Below are 20935 nucleotides of genomic sequence, written 5' to 3'. Positions count from 1 at the left end.
CGCACGGCGTGCGTGGTCGTGGCGCTGCCATGACGTATCTGTCCCATAAGGCTTCCTTCCACTCGCGTGAAAATATCACACCATCAAATCCCGGGACTAAACACCTAGGTCGGGCGTGAAGGGGATGAGGCAAATCGTCTCACGAAACGCACGAAAAACGGCGGTTTCGTAGGGGAAAGTTCTGACGTTTCACTCGGCCAGATTTTTTGTACTGGCGGTTATGTCGTTTTGGCCCGGATTTGTAGAAATATTTTCCAGAAATCCGGGCTTGTTTGCGTTTTACGGGTGAGCTTCCGCGTATGCGGCGGCCGCGCCAAAGAGGCCAGGCTGCGGATGCGTGATGATCTTGACCGGCATTTCGGTCATCATTGCTTCAAAGCGGCCCTTTGCGACAAAGCGCTCAGCGAAGCCGGAATGGCCGAGGCCATCGGCGAGCCGCAGTCCCAGCCCTCCGCCAATAACAACGCCGCGGGCGCCATGTGCCAGAGCCAGATCGCCTGAAATGGCGCCTAGGCTGAGGCAGAAGCGTTCCAGCGCGGCAACCGCAACAGTATCGGAGCCATCCAGAGCATTTTTCCACAATGTCCGGTTGTCACGCAGGGTGATGGGCCAGCCCTGCATCTCCGCAATGACTTCGTAAAGATTGGTCAGGCCGGGACCGGAAACGATCCGCTCGGCGGAAACGCGGCGGAAGCGCAGACGCAGGGCGCTGAGGATTTTGTCTTCAAGTTCGTCGAGTGGCGGATAGTCCAGGTGGCCACCTTCGGTCTCCATGACAAAATATCGGTCTTTGCGACGCAGCAGGCACGCGGCTCCCAGCCCCGTACCGGGACCAACAATCGTGATGGCGCCTTCGGTCGGCAGATCGATATCAGGCCCGCAGAGATGCCTCATATGCGACGAATCGACCTGTGCCACGGCATGTGCCACAGCGCCGAAATCATTGACGAGCACGAAATTGTCGAGATGCAGACGTGCCCCCAGCTGGCTGGGCTGGATGATCCATGGGTTGTTGGTGAGCTTGAGGATTTCGCCACTTACCGGACACGCCACCGCAATTCCGGCTTCGCGCGGAAGCGTCCGGTTCAGGGAGCGGCCGAATGTTTCCCATGCCAGAGCGAGGCTGCCATGATCCGCACATTTCAGCGTCGTGGCTTCACCCAGTGTGGCGACCTTGCCGTCCTCAATGGTCGCAATTGCAAACCGTGCGTGCGTTCCACCGATATCGACGGCTACGATTTCCCTCATGGCACCTCAAATCCTCTGACGATGCTGGCCGGTGGCCCGCGCTTTTTCTTATGGGCAGCAGTTACCTACCGTCCCGGCCACGTCAAGTTCCGGAGGCTTCCAAAGAATTTTCTTCAGCGTGCAGGGCGCTGCCGGACCTCGGCTGTTCTGAGCAGTCGGTGAACGATGGCCCGCGGCACGATCATCTCCAGAAACCGGGCAATGGCGAACGGCCACGGAAAAAGCAGATGCGCCCGTCCCTGCCCGATCGCGCGGGCAATCATCTGCGCAGCACGACGCGATGACACCAGGAAAGGCCTTGGCCCTTCAAGGCGCTGGCTCATGGGTGTGTCCACATAACCCGGGGAAATCAGGGTGACAGAGACATGATGGGGGGTCATGGCAGCGTGAAGGGCTGTGCTGAACCTCGCAAGACCGGCTTTGGAGCCACTATAGGCCGTGGCGATCGGCAGATCGTGGAATGCGGCGACGGAGCCTACCAGTGCGATACGTCCACCTTTGCGAGCGGCCATCCGCGAAGCCATCTCGGTCGCAAGCGTTGCAGGGGTTGTGAAATTGACCAGGGAAATGTTCCGGACTTCCTCGGCTGTTTCCGTGAGCGCATTTTCAGGACGGATATCTCCGAGGCCTGCTCCCAGGATCAGGATATCGATCTGCCGCGCATCATCCGTCTTTCGGAGTGCTGCCAGGGCATCGTCCGTCTGACACAGATCGAGCGAAAGGGTATCGGCCGTTGCCCCCCTGCGCACAACCTGTGCCGCAACTTCGGCGAGACGCTCGGGGTTGCGCCCCCAGAGCGTCAGATGTGTCCCCGGACGGGCATACTGGAGGGCCAGGGCGGCGCCGATGCCGCTCGATCCCCCGGTAATAAGGACGTGAAACGGGGCGCTGGAGGAGGAAGCAGAAGCATCTGACATGGAAAACCGCTTTATTCGTGGTCGGATCGGGGCTGGAAGGGTATAGCCCTCCCATGCAACAAGATGCGACCCCGTGCCGTACTGGCACATCACCCCGTCTGACGGGATGTTTTTTTCGATCAGAGGTTCACCTGCCATTATGACACTGCCCGACAGGACTGACATCCCTGCGCCACATGATGATCTTGTGGTCCGGCCAGTGACCACGCGGGCTGACCTCAAGCTGTTCATGACCCTGCCGCGTCGCATCTATGCCGGCATGGCTGGCTTTGTTCCAGCTTTCGACATAGAGCAGGATGACCTGCTCAACCCGAAAAAAGCACCGATTTTCCGTCATGCAAGCATCCGGTATTTTCTGGCCTGGCGCGGCAATACGGCTGTAGGGCGCATCGCCGCAATCGTGGATCATCGTGCCATCGAGCACTGGGGCATGAAGATCGGCTGCTTCGGGGCCTTGGACGCCATTCCGGAAGGGAGCATCGTCAGCGCTCTTCTGGATACGGCACGGAACTGGCTGCGGCTGCAGGGCATGCAGACAATGCGCGGCCCTGTCACACTGAGCGGTAACGGCGAATCCGGTCTGATGATCGAAGGACAGGACCAACCCCTGATGGTTGCCATGCCCTGGCATCCGCCTCTGCTGGGCAAACTGGTTGAAGAAGCGGGCTACACCCCTGTTGAGGACCTGCTCAGCTACAAGCTCGATCTGGATGACCAGACGGAGTCGCGCTTCAAGGTTCCGGGCGATCTGAAAATCGGTGAAGGCCGGCTGGGCGCCATTGCCATCCGGCGTCTGTCAAAAAAGCAGATCGCACAGCAGGGTGAAATTCTGCGCCAGCTTTACAATGATGCCTGGAGTGACAAATTCAATTTCGTTCCGCTTCAGGATTACGAAATGAAGGCCATGATCAAGCAGCTTGGCCCGGTCCTTCGTCCGGAACATTACGTCCAGATCGACCAGAATGGTGAGCCTGTCGCCATGGCGCTGGTTGTTCCCAATCTCTATGACATTGCAGGCGATCTTGGTGGTGCCCCCTCGCCTCTCGGCTGGGTGAAGCTTGCCGCGCGTCTGGCAACGCATCGCTTCCATTCCGCCCGTGTCATTCTGCTCGGTGTGACGCAGCGGCTGCGCGGAACGGTTCTGGGAGCGCTTCTTCCGTCACTGGCCATTGCCGAACTGATGCGTCGGCGGAAGTCCCTGCCCTATTCCTGGGTGGAACTGGGCTGGATCCAGGCGTCTGACTCCAACATGCGCAATCTGGCTGAAAGCATCGTGCCAGAGCCATACAAGCGCTACCGGCTCTATGAGCGGGTTATCGAAGATCCCGCCTGAGGCTCCACACTCACAGCGCGGCTGTCAGAAATGCTGCCAGCCGCCCTGTTTCGGGATGATGTCCCGTCCCTCCGCGTCCAGAATACGCACGCCTGTGCCAGAACACACCGTTCCAATGCGATGGACCGGGATGTTGGTAGCCTGAAACGCGGCCTGAAGGGCTTCTGAGCGTTCAGGCGCGCATGTGAGAAGCAGTTCGTAATCGTCGCCGCCGCACAGGCGTCGCATGAGCAAGTCATGTCCCAGCGACGCTGCAGCAGGGGAAACCGGAACGACGTCCGCTTCAATAACAAGCTGGACGCCTGATTCCTCGGCGATATGGCCGCAGTCCTGAATCAGTCCGTCCGAAATATCCATCGCAGCGCTGACGATGCCGTGCAGGTGAAGCCCTGTTCTGGGCCGGGGCAGATGATATCGCTCTGCCAGGAAGCCCGATGGATCCTGCAACTTGCCCTGCAGGACAAGCAGCCCCAGAGCCGCATCACCGATCGTGCCGGTAACCCAGATATCGTCTCCGGGACGGGCGGTGCTGCGACGGAGCGCCGTATTGTGCCGGAGTAGTCCAAACACGGTGGCGGAGAGGACCAGCGGTCCGGAAATGGACGTGGTATCGCCACCAATCAGATGAATACCATAGAGCTTCTGGTCTTCGGCCAGTCCACGTGAGAAGGCAGCAAACCAGCTTTCATCATGTCGTCCGCCACGTGGAACCGTAACGTTCAGCGTATAGGCATGAGGCCGTGCCCCCATGGCCGCCAGATCCGAAAGATTGCAGCGCAACAGCTTGCGGCCGAGTGTCTCGGGTGGATCGTCAGGAAGGAAATGGACGTTTTCGACCATGGTGTCGGTCGAGATGGCGAATTCCTCGCCTTCGGGGCAGCGCATCAGGGCGCAGTCATCCCGCAGGTCGAGGCTCTCTGGGCCGGCCAAGGGCCGGAAGTGACGGGCGATGAAGCCGAACTCGCCTGCTTTCGTCGCTTCGGCCCCTGACGTGCCCGTCATGGATCAGACGTTGCCGTCGCTGCCGCGGCGGCTGAGCGTATCGAGGATACCGTTGACCATCTTGGGCTCGTCGCCCGAGAAGAAGCCGTGAGCGACATCCAGATATTCGTTGATGATGATCCGGTCAGGCGTATCCGTGGCGATCAGTTCAAAGACGGCAGCGCGCAGAAGCGCCCGAAGCACGGGGTCCAGTCGCGGGAGTGGCCACTGCTCGGGCAGGACGTCGCTCAGCTTCGCATCGATATCGTCCTGACGACGCGTGACACCGAGGACGATTTCCTGAAACAGCTTCAGATCGGCATCGGGGATATGTCCATCGTCGAATGAAGCGGTGGAGCTGACGCGGCGGTGACGGATGAACTGGCTGATGACGGTTTCCGCCGTGTCGCCAGACTGTTCGCACTGGAACAATCCCTGGACGGCCGCAACACGGGCAATGGTCCGGCTGCGGCGCGTCGGGTTCGTGGCGGGGGCGTCGGTGGCGGTCATGGTGTCTCCTGGGAGTCGTCGGGGGACGGTGTGTCCGTATCCCCGGGAATGGGTTTCATGTCGGCGAGGATTTTCGAGAACGCCTCGACCTCGCGGAAGTCGCGGTAGACGCTGGTGAAGCGGACATAGGCCACACCGTCCACTTCGCGCAATGCGTCCATCGCCAGCTGGCCGATGCGATGGGAAGAAATCTCGTGTTCTCCGGACGCCTCAAGCTGCCGGACCAGCCCGTTGACCAGACGCTCCTGACGTTCTTCGGCAACCGGCCGCTTGCGCAGGGCCACGCGGATGGAGCGTGCGAGCTTGTCCCGGTCGAAAGGCACGCGCCGTCCGTCTGCTTTGGTGACGGACAGCTCGCGGAGCTGGACCCGCTCCACGGTGGTAAAACGCTGCGTACATGCCGAACAGACGCGCCGGCGACGGATGGCAACGCCGTCTTCCGTGGAGCGGCTGTCCTTGACCTGGGTATCGTCATGTCCGCAAAAAGGGCAACGCATTCGCGATCCTGAGTGTTCGGGCCTTGTCGTGGCCGGGGAAATGGGAGCACTTTACCGGATGATGCGTTCCGGCCCAAACGGGCTTCGTGAGATCGCGCACAACACCGGGAGACTGTCGTTGAAACGGGTATCTGTCCTGACCGCCCTCTTTGCTCTTTCCACTGCCTCTGCCATGGCCCAGCAGGTTCCAGCGACTACGGCACCGGATGCCGATCATAACGCACAGCGGGTGGTGGTCATGGACGGGACGTTCCGTCCTTCAGCGTATTTTCCGAACCGCGGCGCCGGCTATTTCACGATTCGCAATGATGACAGTGTCGATCATCTGCTGAAGGGTATTTCGTCTCCGCTCTGCCAGAACGTCGTTGCCCATCATACGAACCAGCAGCAGACCGATGGCGCGAATGATCTTTTCACGCATCTGGCTCTGCCGCACAATTCGACGATGATTTTTCCGCGGTCTGGCTATCACATGATGTGCATGGGGATCCGGCAGATGCCAGCGAAGGGCGACAAGGTGCCTTTCACGTTTGATATTCTCAATGGTGGCAGCATCACCGTCAGTTTCACCGTGACCGAGCCTGACGAACTGACCCACGACTGATTTTTTGGCGGGCGGTCAGTGAGCTGTCGCAGGCTCACGGATCTCTCGGAGTACGGTCAGCACTGCGGCGCCGTAGCGGTCCAGCTTCGATGCACCCACTCCTTTGATGGTTCCCAGCTCTTCGCGGCTGACAGGCTGCTCTCGGGCAATGTCGCGCAGAACCGAGTCATGAAAAATGACATAGGGCGGAATTTCCTGCTCCCGCGCCTCTGACAGGCGCCACTGACGCAGGGCATCGAAATACGGTTTTTCGTCTGCTGACAGGCGGTCATTTTCCGTATGACCATCCGAGCCCGCGCTGGCAGTCAGGGCTGCCTTGGCTTCAAGCCTCAGGGCTACGCGTTCCTCACCACGTAGGATCGGGCGGGCGATCTCGCTTTGCAGTGCCAGACTACCGTATTCACCGTGCATCCGGATGGCACCGCGCGCAATCAGCTGACGAATGACAGCGCGCCACCACTGCTCACTGTGGTCTTTGCCAATCCCGAACACCGAAAGATGCTGATAGGCATTGCGCTCGATGGTTTCGTTGAGCTTTCCGCGCAGCACATTGGAAAGTTGAACTGCTCCAAGGCGCTGTCCGGTGCGGTAGATGGCTGAGAGAACCTTTTGGGCCGCCTGTGTGCCATCGAATGTCGAGACCGGGCTGATGCAGTTGTCGCAGTGACCGCAGGGCTGAGGAAGGTTTTCTCCAAAACACGCCAGCAATGCCTGTGTGCGGCAGCCCGTGGTTTCCGTGAGCGCGATCATGCTCTCAAGCCGGGCCTGCATGACGCGCTTTTCATGATCTGGTGCGCTGGACTGTTCGAGCCAGTAACGGGCCCGGGCCATGTCTTCGCCGCCATAGAGCAGGAGCGTATCGGATGGCTCCCCATCGCGCCCTGCCCGTCCGATCTGCTGGTAATAGGCTTCCGGCGACGAGGGCATGTCCAGATGGACCACGCAGCGTACGTCGGGCCGGTCGATTCCCATGCCAAACGCAATTGTGGCCACGATCACCATTTCCTCGCCGGAGCGGAAACGCAGCAGGGTCGCCCGTTTCTCGACCGAGGACAGGCCTGCGTGAAACGGAAGAGCGGTCAGGCCCTTGTCCCGCAGCATCGTCGCGACACGTTCCGTCTTGTTGCGGCTGCCGCAATAGACGATGGAGGCCCCCTCACGATGGCTCTGCAGGGTCTCGAGAAGCTGCCGGCTTTCGCTGGCCTTGGCTCTGGCTTCCACAATCAGGTTGGGACGGTGAAAGCTCGCCATCAGGACACGTGCGTCGGGCATGCCGAGCGCGTTCAGAATATCATCCCGCGTCCGGGGATCGGCCGTGGCCGTCAGGGCAATGCGCGGCACACCCGGAAACATCTCCGGCAGGCCGGCGAGTGCGCGGTATTCCGGTCGGAACTCATGTCCCCAGGCCGAAATGCAGTGCGCTTCGTCAATCGCGATCAGCGAGATCTGGCGCTTTGACAGGAAATTCGCGGTTGAGGGCTGAAGGAGACGCTCTGGCGAAATGTAAAGAATATCGATCCTGCCACTGCGAAGATCGCTCTGCAGTGCATCACGTTCGTCGGGCTCAAGTCCGGAATGCAGGGCTGCAGCACGAACGCCCAACTGTCTCAGGCCTGCAACCTGATCGTCCATCAGGGCAATCAGCGGGGAAATAACCAAGCCCATGCCATCGCGGCAAAGAGCTGGCACCTGATAGCACAGGCTCTTGCCGCCACCGGTCGGCATGAGGACAAGGACGTCCTCACCCCGCATGACAGTCTCGACAGCTTCCTGCTGGAGGCCGCGGAAACCGGGAAAACCGAAAACTTCCGCAAGCACGCTTTCAGGCGTGGAAGGCGGATGTGATCCCGGGGCGACGGGAGGGCTGTTCTGCGCCTGCGTCATCCCGGGCGCCGGATCAGTGGCCCGGAACGATGGTGATGGAGACGCGACGCAGGGCGACGTGGGAATCCTCAAGCTCGCTCGGCGTGTACGGCGTCATTTCGATCCGGGCACCATTGATCCCGTCATTGCTGAGCTGGGTGGCGACGGTCTGGGCGCGGCTCGTGGCCAGTTCCTTCAGAACCGCGGCATCGCCGCTTGCACCGGCCGAACCCGAGACGCGAACGACGGAGGCATGTTCAGCGCGGGCGGCCGTGGCAGCCTTTGTGACGACAGCCTGTGCGACAGGGCTGAGGGTTACGGATTCACGGTCGAAGAAAACCACGTAGCTGTCACGCGACGGCTGCTGGGCGCATCCAGCCAGCGCAGCTGACAGAACGAAAACCGGGGCCGCGATGCGGACGAAGGAGAGGAAACGTGCCATGGCGTAGCGTCCTGTCAGGATGAGTAAGCGTGAAGCTGGATCGGCGCGGGCCGGTCAGCACGCACTGGAAATAACCTGTCCGTCCTCGAGGCGCCAGATGCGGTCAAGTTTTTCCACGCCGGTCAGACGATGCGCGATCAGCAGGACGCTCCGTCCCTCGGTCGCATTGTTCAGCGTTTCGAGGAAAGCCCGCTCGGTATCGGCGTCCAGTCCGGTTGCCGGCTCGTCGAGAACAAGGATCGGAGCATCGGACAGCAGGACACGCGCCAGAGCGATACGCCGTCCCTGCCCGCCCGAAAGTTTCGAGCCACCTTCACCAATCCACGTATCCAGACCATCCGGAAGTTCGCGGACAACATCGGCGATCCTGGCTTGCTCGAGTGCAGCCCAGAGTGCCGTGTCGGAGATGTCAGTCCGTCCGAGAAGCAGGTTGCCCCGAATGGTATCATCAAACAGGTGACTGGCCTGTGACAGCCATGCGATCTGCGAGCGCAGGTCACTGTCACGCAGTGTGGTGATGTCCGTTCCTCCCAGCAGGATCCGTCCCTTTTCCGGGGACGCCGCCTTGAGGATCAGTGCGGCCAGACTGGACTTTCCTGCGCCGGAAGGTCCGATCAGCGCTGCGCGCTCGCCCTGTCGGAGTGTGAGGTTCAGGTCACGAAAGATCGGTGCACGCTCCGCTGTCCAGCGGAACGTCACATTTTCCAGTCGCAGATCCCGTCCCGCCGGAAGTGGCGCATTGCCTTCCGGAGCCGGGGGCGCACGGTCGGCAATCTCGACAATCCGTTGTGCCGCGTGATTGACCTGCCCGCTGAGCAGTCCTGCCCGGGCCAGCCCTGTTACGCCTTCTAGAGCTGTAATGGCGACAAACAGCGCCGTGATACCGGCAATGGCTGGAGCCTGTGGAAACAGGATTCCTGCGACCGCGCACAGGATAACTGCAATCCCCGCCTTGGCGATCAGGCCAGCGAAACCGTGCATGAGCGCCATACGGGTCTGCTGACGGCGCTGGGCCCTGAACAGGGTTTCCTGACGGTCCGTCACTGCGGCGGCAAGCACATCTTCTGCGCCGAAAGCCCGGGCTTCGCGGAGGCCGGATGTGAGATCAAGAGCGGCAACCCGCAGGTCGGACTCCGCACGAAGAATGTCCGGACCGAAACGACGGGACAGCCGCGCACCCATCAGAGGCAATATGAATGCGAGAACAGCAAACAGCGCGCCGGTCAGAAGGCCCGCTTCCATTCCGGCCCGCATCCAGACGAGTGTTGCGATCGGGAGTGTCAGTAGGGCTGAAATCAGCGGAACAAGAATGCGCAGATACAGGTTGTCCAGTGTCTGGACGTCGGACACCAGACGCGACAGGAGATCTCCTGAACGCTGGAAACCCAAGCCCGCCGCAGCACCACCTGCAAGTTTGCGGTAGAACCAGACCCGCAGATCCGCCAGCGCGCGGAACATGGCGTCATGGGTATAAAGGCGTTCGCAATAGCGCAGGACGATCTGGGCCACACCCGAAAGACGCAGCAGAAAATAGGCAGTTCCTGCTCCGATTGCAGCGCCGGCGACTCGTCCACCTGCCTGTCCCATCAGGGCCAGGCCGGCACAGACAGCCAGTTCAGCTATGACAATGCCGGTAATGAGACGTGTATACTGGGGGCGCCAGACCTGCAGAATGCGGGAGAGCGCCGTCTCGCTGTTTGGGGCGGAAACCGGGCTGGTTGGCAGCGGGGTGCTCATGCAGCTTCTCCTGTAAAGGCGACAGCGCGACCGCCATCAAGGACAAGATGACGGCCGTGGAACTGGCGGGCCTGTGCGGAATGGCTGCACAGGATGACAGTCCGGCCCCTGGCCAGTTCTTTCAGGCTGATGAGGATTTCCGCCTCTGTTTTCGGATCGAGATGGGATGTTGGTTCGTCCAGAAGCAGAAGCGGCGCGTCTTTGAGATAGGCACGTGCAATGGCAATACGCTGCGCCTGTCCGCCGGAGAGGCCAAAGCCCCCCTCGCCGATCCGCGTTTCCAGACCTTCCGGCAGGGACGACAGATACTGATCGACGGCCGCAGCCGAGACGGCATGTTTCAGATCTTCGGCAGAGGCATCCGGACGTGCGAAGAGAATGTTTTCCCGGATCGTGCCGGCAAACAGGACAGGCTTCTGTCCGATCCAGCTGATTCGTGATGAAATCTGGCGCGGAGACAGGGTCTGCATGTCCTGACCATCGAACAGGATGCGGCCCTGTGAGGGTGCAACGAAGCCGAGAAGCAGTTCCAGAAGCGTGGATTTACCTGCGCCAGAGGCTCCTTCAAGGATCAGGGTCGATCCAGCCGGAAGAGCAAAGCTGACATCATGAATGACCGTGCCGCGCTGCTCGTCCCAGGCAAAGGAGACATGCTCTGCAGTCACTGAAATTCCGCCATCCGCATGAACGATATCCGGACCAGCAGATGTCCGCTCGGTCAGCGGTGCGAGTTCATGCATGGCTTCTGCAGCAGCCGTGGCATGTGCCCGGTCCTGATAGGCGGCAGACAGGGCACGGAAGGATGCAAAAGCTTCCGGTACCAGCAGAACGGCATAAAGGGCGCGGGTCAGAACAGCGTCCGAAGGATGTCCCATCAGCGTGTTGGCCTGTGTCACGACAATCAGCACAAGAGCCACCACCATGGCGACATCAGTCGTGGCCGACGCCACAAAAGCGATCCGCAGAACCTTCATGGTGCGCTGGCGCAGGTTATCGGCGCTCTGGGCCAGAGCCTGTGTCTCGCGATCGGTGCCGCCGGACAGGACGATGGTCGCAATGCCTTTCACCCGATCGAGAAAGCGCGTCTGAAGCCGCGTCATGGCCAGAAACTGCCGGCGTGATGCAACAGCGGTGGCGATTCCGAAAACAGCCTGGAAGATGGGAAGCGATGCACAGCAGGCGGCGAGGATCAGGCCAGCTTTGTGATTTTCCAGATACAGCGCAATGACAACCAGCCATTGTGACACCAGCCACAGCGATGCTGCCGGCAGCCAGCGGGCAAAATAGCCGTCCAGCGCCTCGATACGATCGACCAGAGTCGCTGCGATGGCCGCACTATGGTGGCGGCGCAGCAAGGCTGGCCCCTCGCCGATGATGCGATCCAGCACCTCACGGCGCAGACGGCGCCGGGCATGGATTCCTGCCGCCGCAGCCGTCATGTCCTGCACGGTGGAGAGAATGACCCTCAGCACACAGGCCAGCAGGAAAACGGCGATGGCTGGCCCGGTACTGTCCGTATCCCGCGTCAGGACGGATGCCAGCGTTCGTGCCAGTGCCCATGCCTGCAGCAGTCCCAGCAGGGTCGAGAGCAGTCCTAAAAATACGACGACAGAGGTCCGGGAGCGGCTTGCTCGTCCCTGTGCCTTTACCCACGCTTTTGCGATTGTCTTGTCGGCCTTCATGATCCCTGCATATAGGTCGCAAAAGCTCCACAAGACAGTGCTTCACACAATTCTTGCCGCTTATTTAGATTTTTTCGTGGATTTTCGGGCGGAACCTTGAAGGTGACCGGCCTTTACAGACCCGAGTCTTCTCCGTGACTGATCGCCTTGCGGGCCATGGCCAGCGCCGTAAGTGAGGGCTGTTCCGGAACAAAACGCAGGGTATACCAAGTCCCGTTTTCATTGCTGACTGTCATCTCGGCGTTGATCTGCCGTGCGAACCCACGGATGAGCTGCATCCCGATACCTTCCCGACGTGTGCGGGACTCGGAGGCCTGACCAGCATTGATACCGATGCCGTCGTCTCCAAGCTTCAATTCGACCAGCCCCTCCTGTTCAGGAGGCGCCGGGATGACCTTGTGCAAGGCGATGACGATGTGCCCTGCCCTGTCCTCCGGGAAGGCATAGCGGAGGGCATTGCTCACGACCTCGGTGACGATCAGGGCGATTGGCACGGCCTGATCGGGTGAAATCAAAACATGTTCAATGTCGAGCTGCAGGCGGATGCGCGTCTGGGCGTTCATCCCGTTCGCAGACAGCAGGATGCTGCAGAGTTCTTCCAGAAAGCTCTGGACGTCCAGCGCAGAGAGACCGCTCTTGGAATAAAGGTAACGGTGCAAGGTTGCGAGCGCCCTGACGCGATCGCGCACAAGACGGAACTCCTCACGAGCTTCATGAGAACGAATGCGGCTTGCCTGAAGGTTCAGCAGAGACGCGACAACCTGCAGGTTGTTTTTGACGCGGTGATGGATTTCGCGAATCAGCATGTCCTGATTACGTCCCGACTGCTCCAGATCCTGTTCATGCTGGCTCAGTCGCCGCGTTGCCCGAAGGAACGCTTTCTCCAGATGCCGGATTTCCAGTGGTATGGAACGGCTTATTCTTGGTGCAAATGGCGCGCCCCGCCGCCAGTCGGCCACGGCCTGAGTCAGTTTTTCGAGCGGATCAACGAGGAAAAGCCGGGCCCCCAGTGCGACGGCCATCAGTTCAAGAACCAGCAGCCCGACAATAAGGCTGACCCGGATCAGAAAGATATTGAGCGCATGGCTTTCCTCGGCAGTGCGCTCGGTGGAAACGATCAGGCTTACGGGGCCATAGGCGTTCTGGAAGGCATAAGTGATGCCGCGGCTTGTAAAGACGTCGTGCAGGTTAAGAGACGAGATGTCCCTCTTCAGGCGGGCCAACGCTTTGGGCGGCAGTGTCGCAACCACAGGACGATCGGGAAAAAGTGAGTAAAGGGAGCCGTCCGGCATTGCGAGAAAATGCTGTGCATTGTCTCCTGTTCCAAGGAGAAGGCGACTGTCCCCTTTCGGGAGATGACTGCGCTGCCAGCCAAGGGTTCGCACGGCAATAATGTAGCCGGAAACCGAATTATTGCTGAGAATTGGAACAACAAATTTCAGAAGCGGACCGCGGTCACCTTTTAGGACATCTACCCCGACAACGGGGAGCTTTGCCGGCGTCGATGTCAGTGACGGGTCAGCAAGTTCAGGAGACCGGCAGATTGCGGCTTCCTGCGTTGATGCAGGTGGCAACACAACCGACGGACGCCCTGAAACATCTGTCAGCATCAGCAGGCAGTAATGATGCTGCGACACCGTTTGGACGAGAGAAAACTCCCGTAGGGCATTGCCTGAAGAAATGTCGCCATCGGCGAGCATGTCCAGAAGTGTATGGGTCTGATCGAGATCGGTTGTGATTTCCGAAATCGCAAGCTGGGTATCCCGCTCGGTGCGCAGGGCTCCGTTACCGACATTCTGTTGATAACTATGCCATGCGAGCAGAGAGGCGATGATAGCGAGGGGAAGAGTCGTTGCCACGATCAGCGCCATCACCCGGGCACCGACAGTATCCAGCATCCGGATATTACGCAGGGCGCCCCGTCTGTAGAACAGACGGCGCCAGCGCCGCGGACTCAGGTCTGGAAGCCCAGACCGGGTAACAGTCACTTGTTTCGGTCTTCCTCGATCAGTCGGAGAAGCTCATCGGGAATCGGCTCGTTTGCAACATCATCGAAAAGCTGATGCAGGCCCCGGCTCAGCCAGATACCAAAAGGCGAGTCCTTTTCCTCACCTCTGGTATCGCTGACTGAGGACTTCCGCTTGTCTCCTGCGGTCATTGGCTGGTCTGAACCTTCCTGTGACGTCAGAAGATGCAAATCCTGCACCCCTGATACTGACTATGGCGCGAACTCCGAGTTTTCTCCTAGAGAAGCCGCTATGGCATGAACTGCCAATCCAGTCTTACGAAAACAACTCGTTCTCTGCAATCGCTGCCAAACCGCAATGGACGCAGATTCCATCGTTTGTAACCAATTAAGGTCAGGAAAGCATCAGATCGTCAGAAGACTTGCCAGCGCGACGACGGGCATCCATTGCATCGCGCAGAGCCTTGACCTTCACGCGCAGCTTGTCGTTGGTCGGCAGTTCGCCGCTCATCCATGCTTCCAACTGACGGCGAGCACGGAACACGCGGCTCTTGGCCGTGCCGACAGCGCAATCGGTTGCTTCGGCCAGAGCCTCATAGCTCATGCCCTGGATCACAACCATGACAAGCGCCTCGCGCTGATCGGCCGGGAGACGGGACAGCGCCATCGACAGATCCTTGAGAGCAAGGCTGTCTTCATGCGTTGCCGGGCTGGCAAAGGAAGATGCGGGCACATCATCGATGTCGGTCGTCTCACGACGCTTGCGAAGATCGGAAATGAAGCGGTTCCGCAGAATACGATGCATCCAGGCCGAGAAGTTCGTCCCCGGAATGAAGCTGTTCTGGGCAGCCAGGGCGTTGCACACGGCGTCCTGTACGAGATCCTCCGCAGCAGCGCGGTTACGGGTCAGGGAGAGGGCCTGAACACGCAGCTTCGGAAGAATGGCAATGACCTGATCGTGGAACGTCATGGAACTAACTCCTGATTTCGCTCTGTTTTCATGGGATCAATGAACGGTCGGGAGAAAATGTTGCATCGAGCCGCAGAAAATCTTCCCAAGAGCGAAAACAGGGCGCCAAAAGCCGCTGAAAACCGCCGGAAATCAGGTGATATTTTTTTCGGATTCCGTCTGCGGATCAACGCTTTTTTCTGCAGCCAGCTCCGCAAGCTGGGCTCTGGCACGGGAAACACGGGCCCTCATGGTTCCGGCCGGCACATCACAGACGCGGGCGGCGTCTTCATAGGACAGTTCCTGTGCCCCCACGAGAATAAGCGCTTCACGCAGAAGGTCCGGCAGCTTCCAGAGCAGCTCACCCAGATCCTGAACCGCGTCACGCGCGTGCTGTCGTGATGGTGCCGCGGTAGAAGGCTGCATATCGAATTCGATATCCTGCATGATTTCCTGTTCGCGGCTGCGGCGACGGGTCTGCTCGTAAAAGGCATTTCGCTGAATTGTGAACAGCCAGGCTTTCAGCACCGTTCCTTCCTGGAACTGGTCCTGTGCTGCCAGGGCACGGACAATCGTGTCCTGCACCAGATCATCAGCTGCAGCCGTGTCCCGTGTCAGAAAACGTGCAAAACCCCGCAGATCCGGAAGGGTCTGAAGCAGACCCCGATGGAAACTGCCTTTTTTCGCAGTCGGGCCGGATGGAGTGCCCCCGGGTGCTGGTGTGCTCAGAAGAAGATCCTTCATGCGACATTGCAGGCGACCGAGGTGGCCACGAAGACTATACGAAGATTGGGCATCGTGTCATGATTATTCAACCTTCATAACGGGATGCATCCCACTCGGGATGGGTCGGCAGCTATCTTTTCAGGAGGCCACGGACACATGACTGATCTGACACGTCAGGAACTCGTCAAGGCACTTCCCTATGCACGTCGTTTTGCCCGCGCGCTGGTTGGTGATCAGAAGACGGGCGATCAGCTTGTGGCTGCGGCCCTGAAAGAGCTGATGGAAAATCCGCCTCAAAGCGGTCTTTCCGCACGGCAGGCTCTTTATGGCCTGCTCGTGAACGTGTTTATGGCACAGCACGGCGCGGATGCTACGGTGGGCATGCCGCTGCGCCAGCGTGCACTTCTGCTACTGACCTCTCTGGAAGAGCAGTCGCTTGCGTCGAGTGCGCAGGCTCTGGGCATTACCGATGAAGAGGCGGCTGCCGAACTGAACAAGGCCCGCCAGGGGCTTCAGGGAATTGCGCAGACCAACGTTCTCATTATCGAGGACGAGCCGATCATCGCCATGGATATCCAGGATCTGGTCGAACGGTGTGGTCACAAAATCGCCGGCGTAGCCCATACTGAGGCGGACGCCGTTGAACTTGCTGCAAAAACGAAGCCCGGCCTTATCCTTGCAGATATCAATCTTGGCGGCGGCGGTGATGGCATGCAGGCCGTGGGACGGATCCTGCGCACACATGAAGCCCCGGTTATTTTCGTGACAGCTTATCCGGAGCGTCTGCTGACCGGTGAGACGCAGGAGCCATCCTTCGTTATCACCAAGCCGTTCGAGCCGATGACGCTGGCCGTCGCAACCTATCAGGCCGTAACAGGTGGTGTGACACCCGTCTGAATTTTATTCGGACAGAGGCGTCTTGCGGCAGACGTCAGGCTGCGACACATAGGATGCCATGTCGGCACCCATTCTTTCTCTTCAGAACATTACCTACACTCTTGGTGGACGCCCGCTCCTAGATGGAGCAGAGCTAGGCGTCCTGCCCGGTGAACGGATCTGCCTGGTAGGGCGGAACGGCTCGGGAAAATCCACGCTGCTGAAAATTGCCTCTGGCGATATCGTCGCAGATTCTGGCGAGCGGTTCGTCCAGCCCGGGACGAAGGTCCATTATCTGGCGCAGGAGCCGGATCTTTCGCGTTATGCTACGACCTTTGATTACGCGTCTGAAGGGCTGGATGAGACCGAGACCTATCGGGCGCGCTCGATGCTGGCCGAACTCGGCATGACGGGTGAAGAAAGCTGCCAGAACCTTTCGGGCGGCGAAGTCCGTCGCTGTGCCCTCGCCCGCGCCCTTGCAGCCGAGCCGGATCTTCTGCTGCTTGATGAGCCAACGAACCATCTGGATCTTCCATCCATCACCTGGCTGGAAAAAGAGCTCGCTGCCACCCGCTGCGCCATGATTGTCATCAGCCATGACAGACGCCTTCTGGAAACGCTGTCTCGCAGCGTGGTCTGGCTTGAGAATGGGGTCACGCGCCGGCTGGATCAGGGATTTGCCCGCTACGAGAGCTGGCGGGATGAGGTTCTGGAACAGCAGGAGCGTGATGCGCACAAGCTGGACCGCCAGATTGCGCGCGAAGAAGATTGGATGATTTACGGCGTTACCGCACGCCGCAAGCGGAATGTCCGGCGTGTCGGAGAGCTGGCAGCGCTTCGGGCGCAGCGCCGTGAACTGGCGTCCCGTGGCAAGGGGACGCTGCGGATGGCAGCGACGGAAGCCGAGAGCGCAGGCAAGATCACCATTGCAGCCGAGGGTGTGAACTGGGCTTATGATGACCGCGCCATTGTCCGGGATCTCGATCTGCGGGTCCTGCGTGGAGACCGGCTCGGTCTGGTGGGCGCCAACGGCGCCGGAAAGACAACGCTCCTGCGTCTGCTGACCGGCAGGATGGAGCCACAGTCCGGCACAGTGAAGATGGGGCCGTCCGTGGCCATGGTCACGCTGGACCAGCAGCGGGAAAGCCTTGATCCTTCAAAGACCCTTGCTGAAACCCTTGCGGGCGGCAGCGGAGACATGGTGCAGGTTGGCGACGAGAAGCGTCATGTCATTGGCTATATGAAGGACTTCCTTTTCCGTCCGGAGCAGGCCCGCACTCCCGTAGGAAAGCTTTCGGGCGGTGAGCGCGGACGGCTTGCACTGGCCTGTGCTCTTGCCAAGCCGTCCAGTCTTATGGTGCTGGACGAACCGACCAACGATCTCGATCTTGAGACACTGGATCTTCTACAGGATATGCTGGCTGATTATGCGGGTACGGTCCTGCTGGTGAGCCATGATCGCGACTTCCTCGACCGGGTCGCAAGCTCGGTGCTGGTTTCCGACGGTGGTGGAGACTGGATCGAATATGCAGGCGGCTACTCCGACATGCTGATCCAGCGTGGGGATGTTCCGGCCGGTCGTGAACCTGCGGAGTCGGAGGCGGAAGAAATTGCGCCAAAATCTGCTTTGAAAACAGAGAAGAAGCCGAAAAAGCTCAGCTATAATGACAAGCGGGCCCTGGATCTTCTTCCGCAGAAAATGGCGGATCTGGAAAAGAAGATCCAGACATACCGTGACGTTCTGGCTGACCCCGGTCTCTATAGCCGGGATGCTGCAAAATTCCAGAAGACCACACAGCTTCTGGAGGCTGCCGAACAGGATCTTACCCGGTCCGAGGAGGAATGGCTCGAGCTGGAAATGAAAAAAGAAATCCTCGAAAATCAATAATTTGGCAGGATAAAATCATTTACACTTTCAGGAGGGGATCAGGCCTGAAAGCTCCATGATCTGCCGGGACTGCCGGATGCTGTCCGTCACGCGGATGGCGGCATCGAGTGCCCTGATCCCCGCCTGGGCGTCCACTAGCACGGGCGCACCATGAAGACATGACGCTGCAAAGGCGTCATGTTCGACTGCAAGGTTGTCGTGATCCTTCCAGCTTATGGCTTCACGCCGGAAGCCACCTGTGCCGGGAAGCGGTACGCCGCGCTCACGGCCAATGAAGCTCAGTTTGCGCTCCATGAAATCGGCAGACAGATAGCCGTCCTGTGAGAAAAGCCGCATACGCCGTTCCGTTTTTAGGGAAATCCGGCTGGCGGTGATCGTGGCTACGCAGCCATTCTCGAACCGGACGCGGGCATTGGCGATATCTTCATGCGCGCTTGAAACAGCTGCTCCCAGAGCATCGATGTCCGCGATCGGGCTGTCCACGATTGCCAGAACGAGATCAAGATCATGGATCATGAGATCCAGAATGACCGATACGTCCGTTCCCCGTGGCTTGTAAGGTGCAATGCGGGTGGCTTCGATGTAAAGCGGCGCCTTGATCCGCTCTGTAATGGCCCGGTGTTCTGCTGAATAACGCAGCAGATGGCCGACCTGAAGGACCTTGCCGGTCTCCCGGGCAAGATCGGCAAGGGCATGCGCTTCGTCCAGCGTGGCCGCGATGGGCTTTTCGACCAGAACATGTCGCCCGGCCCTGAGGGCCTGGCTTGTCAGGGCAAAGTGATACTCGGCTGGTGCAGCGATGATGACGGCATCCACCTGCTCCAGAAGATTTTCATAGCTTGTGGCAATTGCGCAACGAACTTCCCGTGCCACGATCGCCGCACGGGCCGGATCGGGATCGTAAAGCGCGACAAGCTGTTCGGCCGGGTTTGCGGCGGACTTGAGTGCATGAAACCGTCCGAAATGGCCGGCCCCGACGATGCCGACCCGAAGCTGTTGCGCTGTATTCATGCTGACAGGCTTATCAGCCACGGCGATCCTCGCAAAGGCAGCGTGCCCTCAAAGAGGCAAAAGGTTGCATCGGCATGGCGGAAACGGCATGGTCCCGCCCTGAAAATGATCTGAAAAACGATCTGTCCAAATCCGCCGAGGACGTCTCGACCTGATATGATGTATTACAGCCGGCTCAGACTGCTGGGCGTCGCGGGCATCTGCCTGATTGGCGTACTCCTGTGTCTGCCCAATTTTCTGCGTTCTCCCGCACCGTCCCTGCCCTGGCGGCAGATCCATCTGGGGCTCGATCTGCGGGGTGGGTCCTACCTTCTCCTTCAGCTCGATCTGAAATCCCTTGAGCATGACCGCCTCCAGTCCCTTCAGGATCAGGCGCGCCAGACGCTTCTGGACCGGTCTCTGGGATATCGCGATTTTGCCCGCGACGATGCAACCGCCAGCCTGAGCTTCATGCCGCGTTCGGATGCCGAACGTGACGCCGCGCTCAAGGCCATGCAGTCCCTGCCCCCGGTGGTGCCGAACGAGTTCACGACGTCTGAAAAGGACGGACGCATCGTCCTGACGCTTCAGCACGACGCGATGCTGGCCCGTGCGCGCGAAGCCGTGGCACAGTCGATCGAGATCGTCCGTCGCCGTATCGACGCAACGGGTGCGATCGATCCGAGCATCGCGCGTGAAGGTGACGACCGGATTGTCGTGGAGCTTCCGGGCGTCAGCGATCCGGAGCGGATCAAGAGCCTGCTGGGAACGACAGCGCGTCTGACCTTCCGTCTGCTGGCCCCGAACCCGAGCGTTGCGAGCCCTGGCTCGACGATGCTTGAGGACGAGAGCGTGCATACGCAGGTTGCGGTTCAGGATCATGTCGATGTAGATGGCACGGACCTGACCAATGCGGGTGCCGTGATCGATCAGCAGAGCGGTGGCTGGGCTGTGACGTTCCAGCTCAACAGCGCTGGTGCAACGGCCTTTGCGAACGTCACGCGGGCCAATGTCGGCAAGCGCTTTGCGATCGTGCTGGACAACAAGGTCATCGAGGCTCCGAACATTATCAGCCCGATCACAGCCGGAAATGGTCAGATCACGGGTGGTTTCGATGCTCGCAGTGCGTCTGATCTTGCGCTTCTGCTGCGCGCCGGTGCCCTTCCTGCTCCGCTTTCGGTCGTAGAGCAGCGGACGATCGGTCCGAGCCTTGGCGCGGCGTCCATCCATGCCGGTATCATCAGTCTTCTGACCGGACTGCTTCTGGTTATCGTGTTCATGGTGCTGTTCTACGGGCGGTTTGGCCTGTATGCGGATATCGCCCTGTTCGCGAACCTGATCCTGATGGTGGCGATCCTCTCGCTGTTCCAGGCGACGCTGACCCTGCCGGGCATGGCCGGTATGCTGCTGACCCTTGGTATGGCCGTGGATGCCAACATCCTGATCAATGAGCGTATCCGTGAGGAAGTGAAGCGTGGCCGTGGTCCGCTTCAGGCCCTGCAGGCCGGTTTTGACCGCGCGACCGGTACGATCATCGACAGTAACGCCACGGCGTTCCTGGCGCATGTCATGCTGTTCGTGTTCGGAACGGGTCCTGTCCGCAACTTCGCCCTGACGATCACCATCGGTATCGTCACGACACTCTTCACGACCCTCCTGCTGTCACGCCTTCTGGTCGTGCGGTGGTACGCCCTCGCCCGTCCCAAAGAACTTCCGGTCTGATCGT

At 59.8% G+C, this 20935-nt stretch carries 19 protein-coding genes; 5 read left to right on the top strand and 14 right to left on the bottom strand.

Annotated elements, in window-relative coordinates; translation table 11 throughout:
* Window positions 1–279: 279 nt before the first annotated feature.
* Window positions 280–1248, bottom strand: coding sequence for a glucokinase (gene glk / locus HKD24_RS12655; RefSeq protein ID WP_194260601.1), 969 nt, complete (start codon window positions 1246–1248; stop codon window positions 280–282).
* 113 nt (window positions 1249–1361) lie between these two features.
* Window positions 1362–2165: an SDR family NAD(P)-dependent oxidoreductase gene (locus HKD24_RS12650; protein ID WP_194260600.1), complete on the bottom strand. Its 804-nt coding sequence runs from the start codon at window positions 2163–2165 to the stop codon at window positions 1362–1364.
* A gap of 139 nt (window positions 2166–2304) precedes the next feature.
* On the opposite strand from HKD24_RS12650, the gene HKD24_RS12645 reads away from it, so the two are divergent.
* Window positions 2305–3498 (top strand): hypothetical protein, encoded by a 1194-nt coding sequence (locus tag HKD24_RS12645; protein ID WP_194260599.1) that lies wholly within the window; start codon window positions 2305–2307, stop codon window positions 3496–3498.
* Window positions 3499–3522: 24 nt separating this feature from the next.
* On the opposite strand, the gene thiL is transcribed toward HKD24_RS12645, so the two are convergent.
* From thiL to nrdR, 3 genes are read right to left on the bottom strand one after another with little or no spacing between them, the layout of a single operon-like run.
* On the bottom strand, window positions 3523–4500 hold the full coding sequence (gene thiL / locus HKD24_RS12640) for a thiamine-phosphate kinase (protein WP_194260598.1): 978 nt from the start codon (window positions 4498–4500) through the stop codon (window positions 3523–3525).
* Window positions 4501–4503: 3 nt separating this feature from the next.
* The gene (nusB, locus tag HKD24_RS12635) at window positions 4504–4989 is read right to left on the bottom strand and encodes a transcription antitermination factor NusB (RefSeq protein WP_062510336.1); all 486 of its coding nucleotides are present in this window, start codon (window positions 4987–4989) and stop codon (window positions 4504–4506) included.
* Window positions 4986–5486 carry a transcriptional regulator NrdR gene (gene nrdR, locus HKD24_RS12630; RefSeq protein WP_194260597.1) on the bottom strand — a complete coding sequence of 167 codons (501 nt, stop codon included), beginning with the start codon at window positions 5484–5486 and terminating at the stop codon, window positions 4986–4988. The genes nusB and nrdR overlap by 4 nt, the downstream gene beginning before the upstream one ends.
* 118 nt (window positions 5487–5604) lie before the next feature.
* On the opposite strand from nrdR, the gene HKD24_RS12625 reads away from it, so the two are divergent.
* Window positions 5605–6090 carry a copper chaperone PCu(A)C gene (locus HKD24_RS12625; protein WP_228124387.1) on the top strand — a complete coding sequence of 162 codons (486 nt, stop codon included), beginning with the start codon at window positions 5605–5607 and terminating at the stop codon, window positions 6088–6090.
* Window positions 6091–6105: 15 nt separating this feature from the next.
* On the opposite strand, the gene recQ is transcribed toward HKD24_RS12625, so the two are convergent.
* The 8 genes from recQ to HKD24_RS12585 form a co-directional block, all read right to left on the bottom strand.
* Complete coding sequence (gene recQ, locus HKD24_RS12620) at window positions 6106–7974, bottom strand: DNA helicase RecQ (RefSeq protein ID WP_194260595.1); 1869 nt, start codon at window positions 7972–7974, stop codon at window positions 6106–6108.
* Between the two features lie 13 nt (window positions 7975–7987).
* On the bottom strand, window positions 7988–8395 hold the full coding sequence (locus HKD24_RS12615) for an OmpA family protein (protein WP_194260594.1): 408 nt from the start codon (window positions 8393–8395) through the stop codon (window positions 7988–7990).
* A gap of 54 nt (window positions 8396–8449) precedes the next feature.
* Window positions 8450–10132, bottom strand: a complete 1683-nt coding sequence (gene cydC / locus HKD24_RS12610; protein ID WP_194260593.1) for a thiol reductant ABC exporter subunit CydC — start codon at window positions 10130–10132, stop codon at window positions 8450–8452.
* Complete coding sequence (gene cydD / locus HKD24_RS12605; protein WP_194260592.1) at window positions 10129–11814, bottom strand: thiol reductant ABC exporter subunit CydD; 1686 nt, start codon at window positions 11812–11814, stop codon at window positions 10129–10131. The genes cydC and cydD overlap by 4 nt, the downstream gene beginning before the upstream one ends.
* Before the next feature lie 113 nt (window positions 11815–11927).
* On the bottom strand, window positions 11928–13802 hold the full coding sequence (locus HKD24_RS12600; protein WP_322783316.1) for a sensor histidine kinase: 1875 nt from the start codon (window positions 13800–13802) through the stop codon (window positions 11928–11930).
* Window positions 13799–13972, bottom strand: coding sequence for a NepR family anti-sigma factor (locus tag HKD24_RS12595; protein ID WP_194260591.1), 174 nt, complete (start codon window positions 13970–13972; stop codon window positions 13799–13801). Before HKD24_RS12595 ends, HKD24_RS12600 begins: the two co-directional genes overlap by 4 nt.
* Window positions 13973–14174: 202 nt before the next feature.
* Window positions 14175–14750, bottom strand: a complete 576-nt coding sequence (locus HKD24_RS12590; protein WP_194260590.1) for a sigma-70 family RNA polymerase sigma factor — start codon at window positions 14748–14750, stop codon at window positions 14175–14177.
* Window positions 14751–14882: 132 nt separating this feature from the next.
* Window positions 14883–15389, bottom strand: coding sequence for a sigma-70 family RNA polymerase sigma factor (locus tag HKD24_RS12585; protein WP_228124391.1), 507 nt, complete (start codon window positions 15387–15389; stop codon window positions 14883–14885).
* 222 nt (window positions 15390–15611) lie between these two features.
* On the opposite strand from HKD24_RS12585, the gene HKD24_RS12580 reads away from it, so the two are divergent.
* Together HKD24_RS12580 and HKD24_RS12575 are read left to right on the top strand one after the other, a co-directional pair.
* Window positions 15612–16352: a response regulator gene (locus tag HKD24_RS12580; protein WP_194260588.1), complete on the top strand. Its 741-nt coding sequence runs from the start codon at window positions 15612–15614 to the stop codon at window positions 16350–16352.
* Between the two features lie 58 nt (window positions 16353–16410).
* Window positions 16411–18219, top strand: coding sequence for an ABC-F family ATP-binding cassette domain-containing protein (locus tag HKD24_RS12575; protein WP_194260587.1), 1809 nt, complete (start codon window positions 16411–16413; stop codon window positions 18217–18219).
* Window positions 18220–18246: 27 nt separating this feature from the next.
* Here HKD24_RS12575 and HKD24_RS12570 read toward each other — a convergent pair whose 3' ends face one another.
* Window positions 18247–19230, bottom strand: coding sequence for a Gfo/Idh/MocA family protein (locus HKD24_RS12570; RefSeq protein ID WP_194260605.1), 984 nt, complete (start codon window positions 19228–19230; stop codon window positions 18247–18249).
* Window positions 19231–19389: 159 nt separating this feature from the next.
* Between HKD24_RS12570 and secD the strand changes: the two genes are divergently transcribed.
* Entirely contained in the window at window positions 19390–20931 is a 1542-nt protein-coding gene (gene secD, locus HKD24_RS12565; RefSeq protein WP_194260604.1) for a protein translocase subunit SecD, read from the top strand.
* The last annotated feature ends 4 nt before the right edge of the window (window positions 20932–20935 follow it).

The sequence above is a fragment of the Gluconobacter vitians genome (assembly GCF_015244565.1).
In the GTDB taxonomy this organism is placed as follows: domain Bacteria; phylum Pseudomonadota; class Alphaproteobacteria; order Acetobacterales; family Acetobacteraceae; genus Gluconobacter; species Gluconobacter vitians.
Note: the sequence above shows the minus strand (reverse complement) of the source record. Positions and strands in the feature narration are given on the sequence as shown.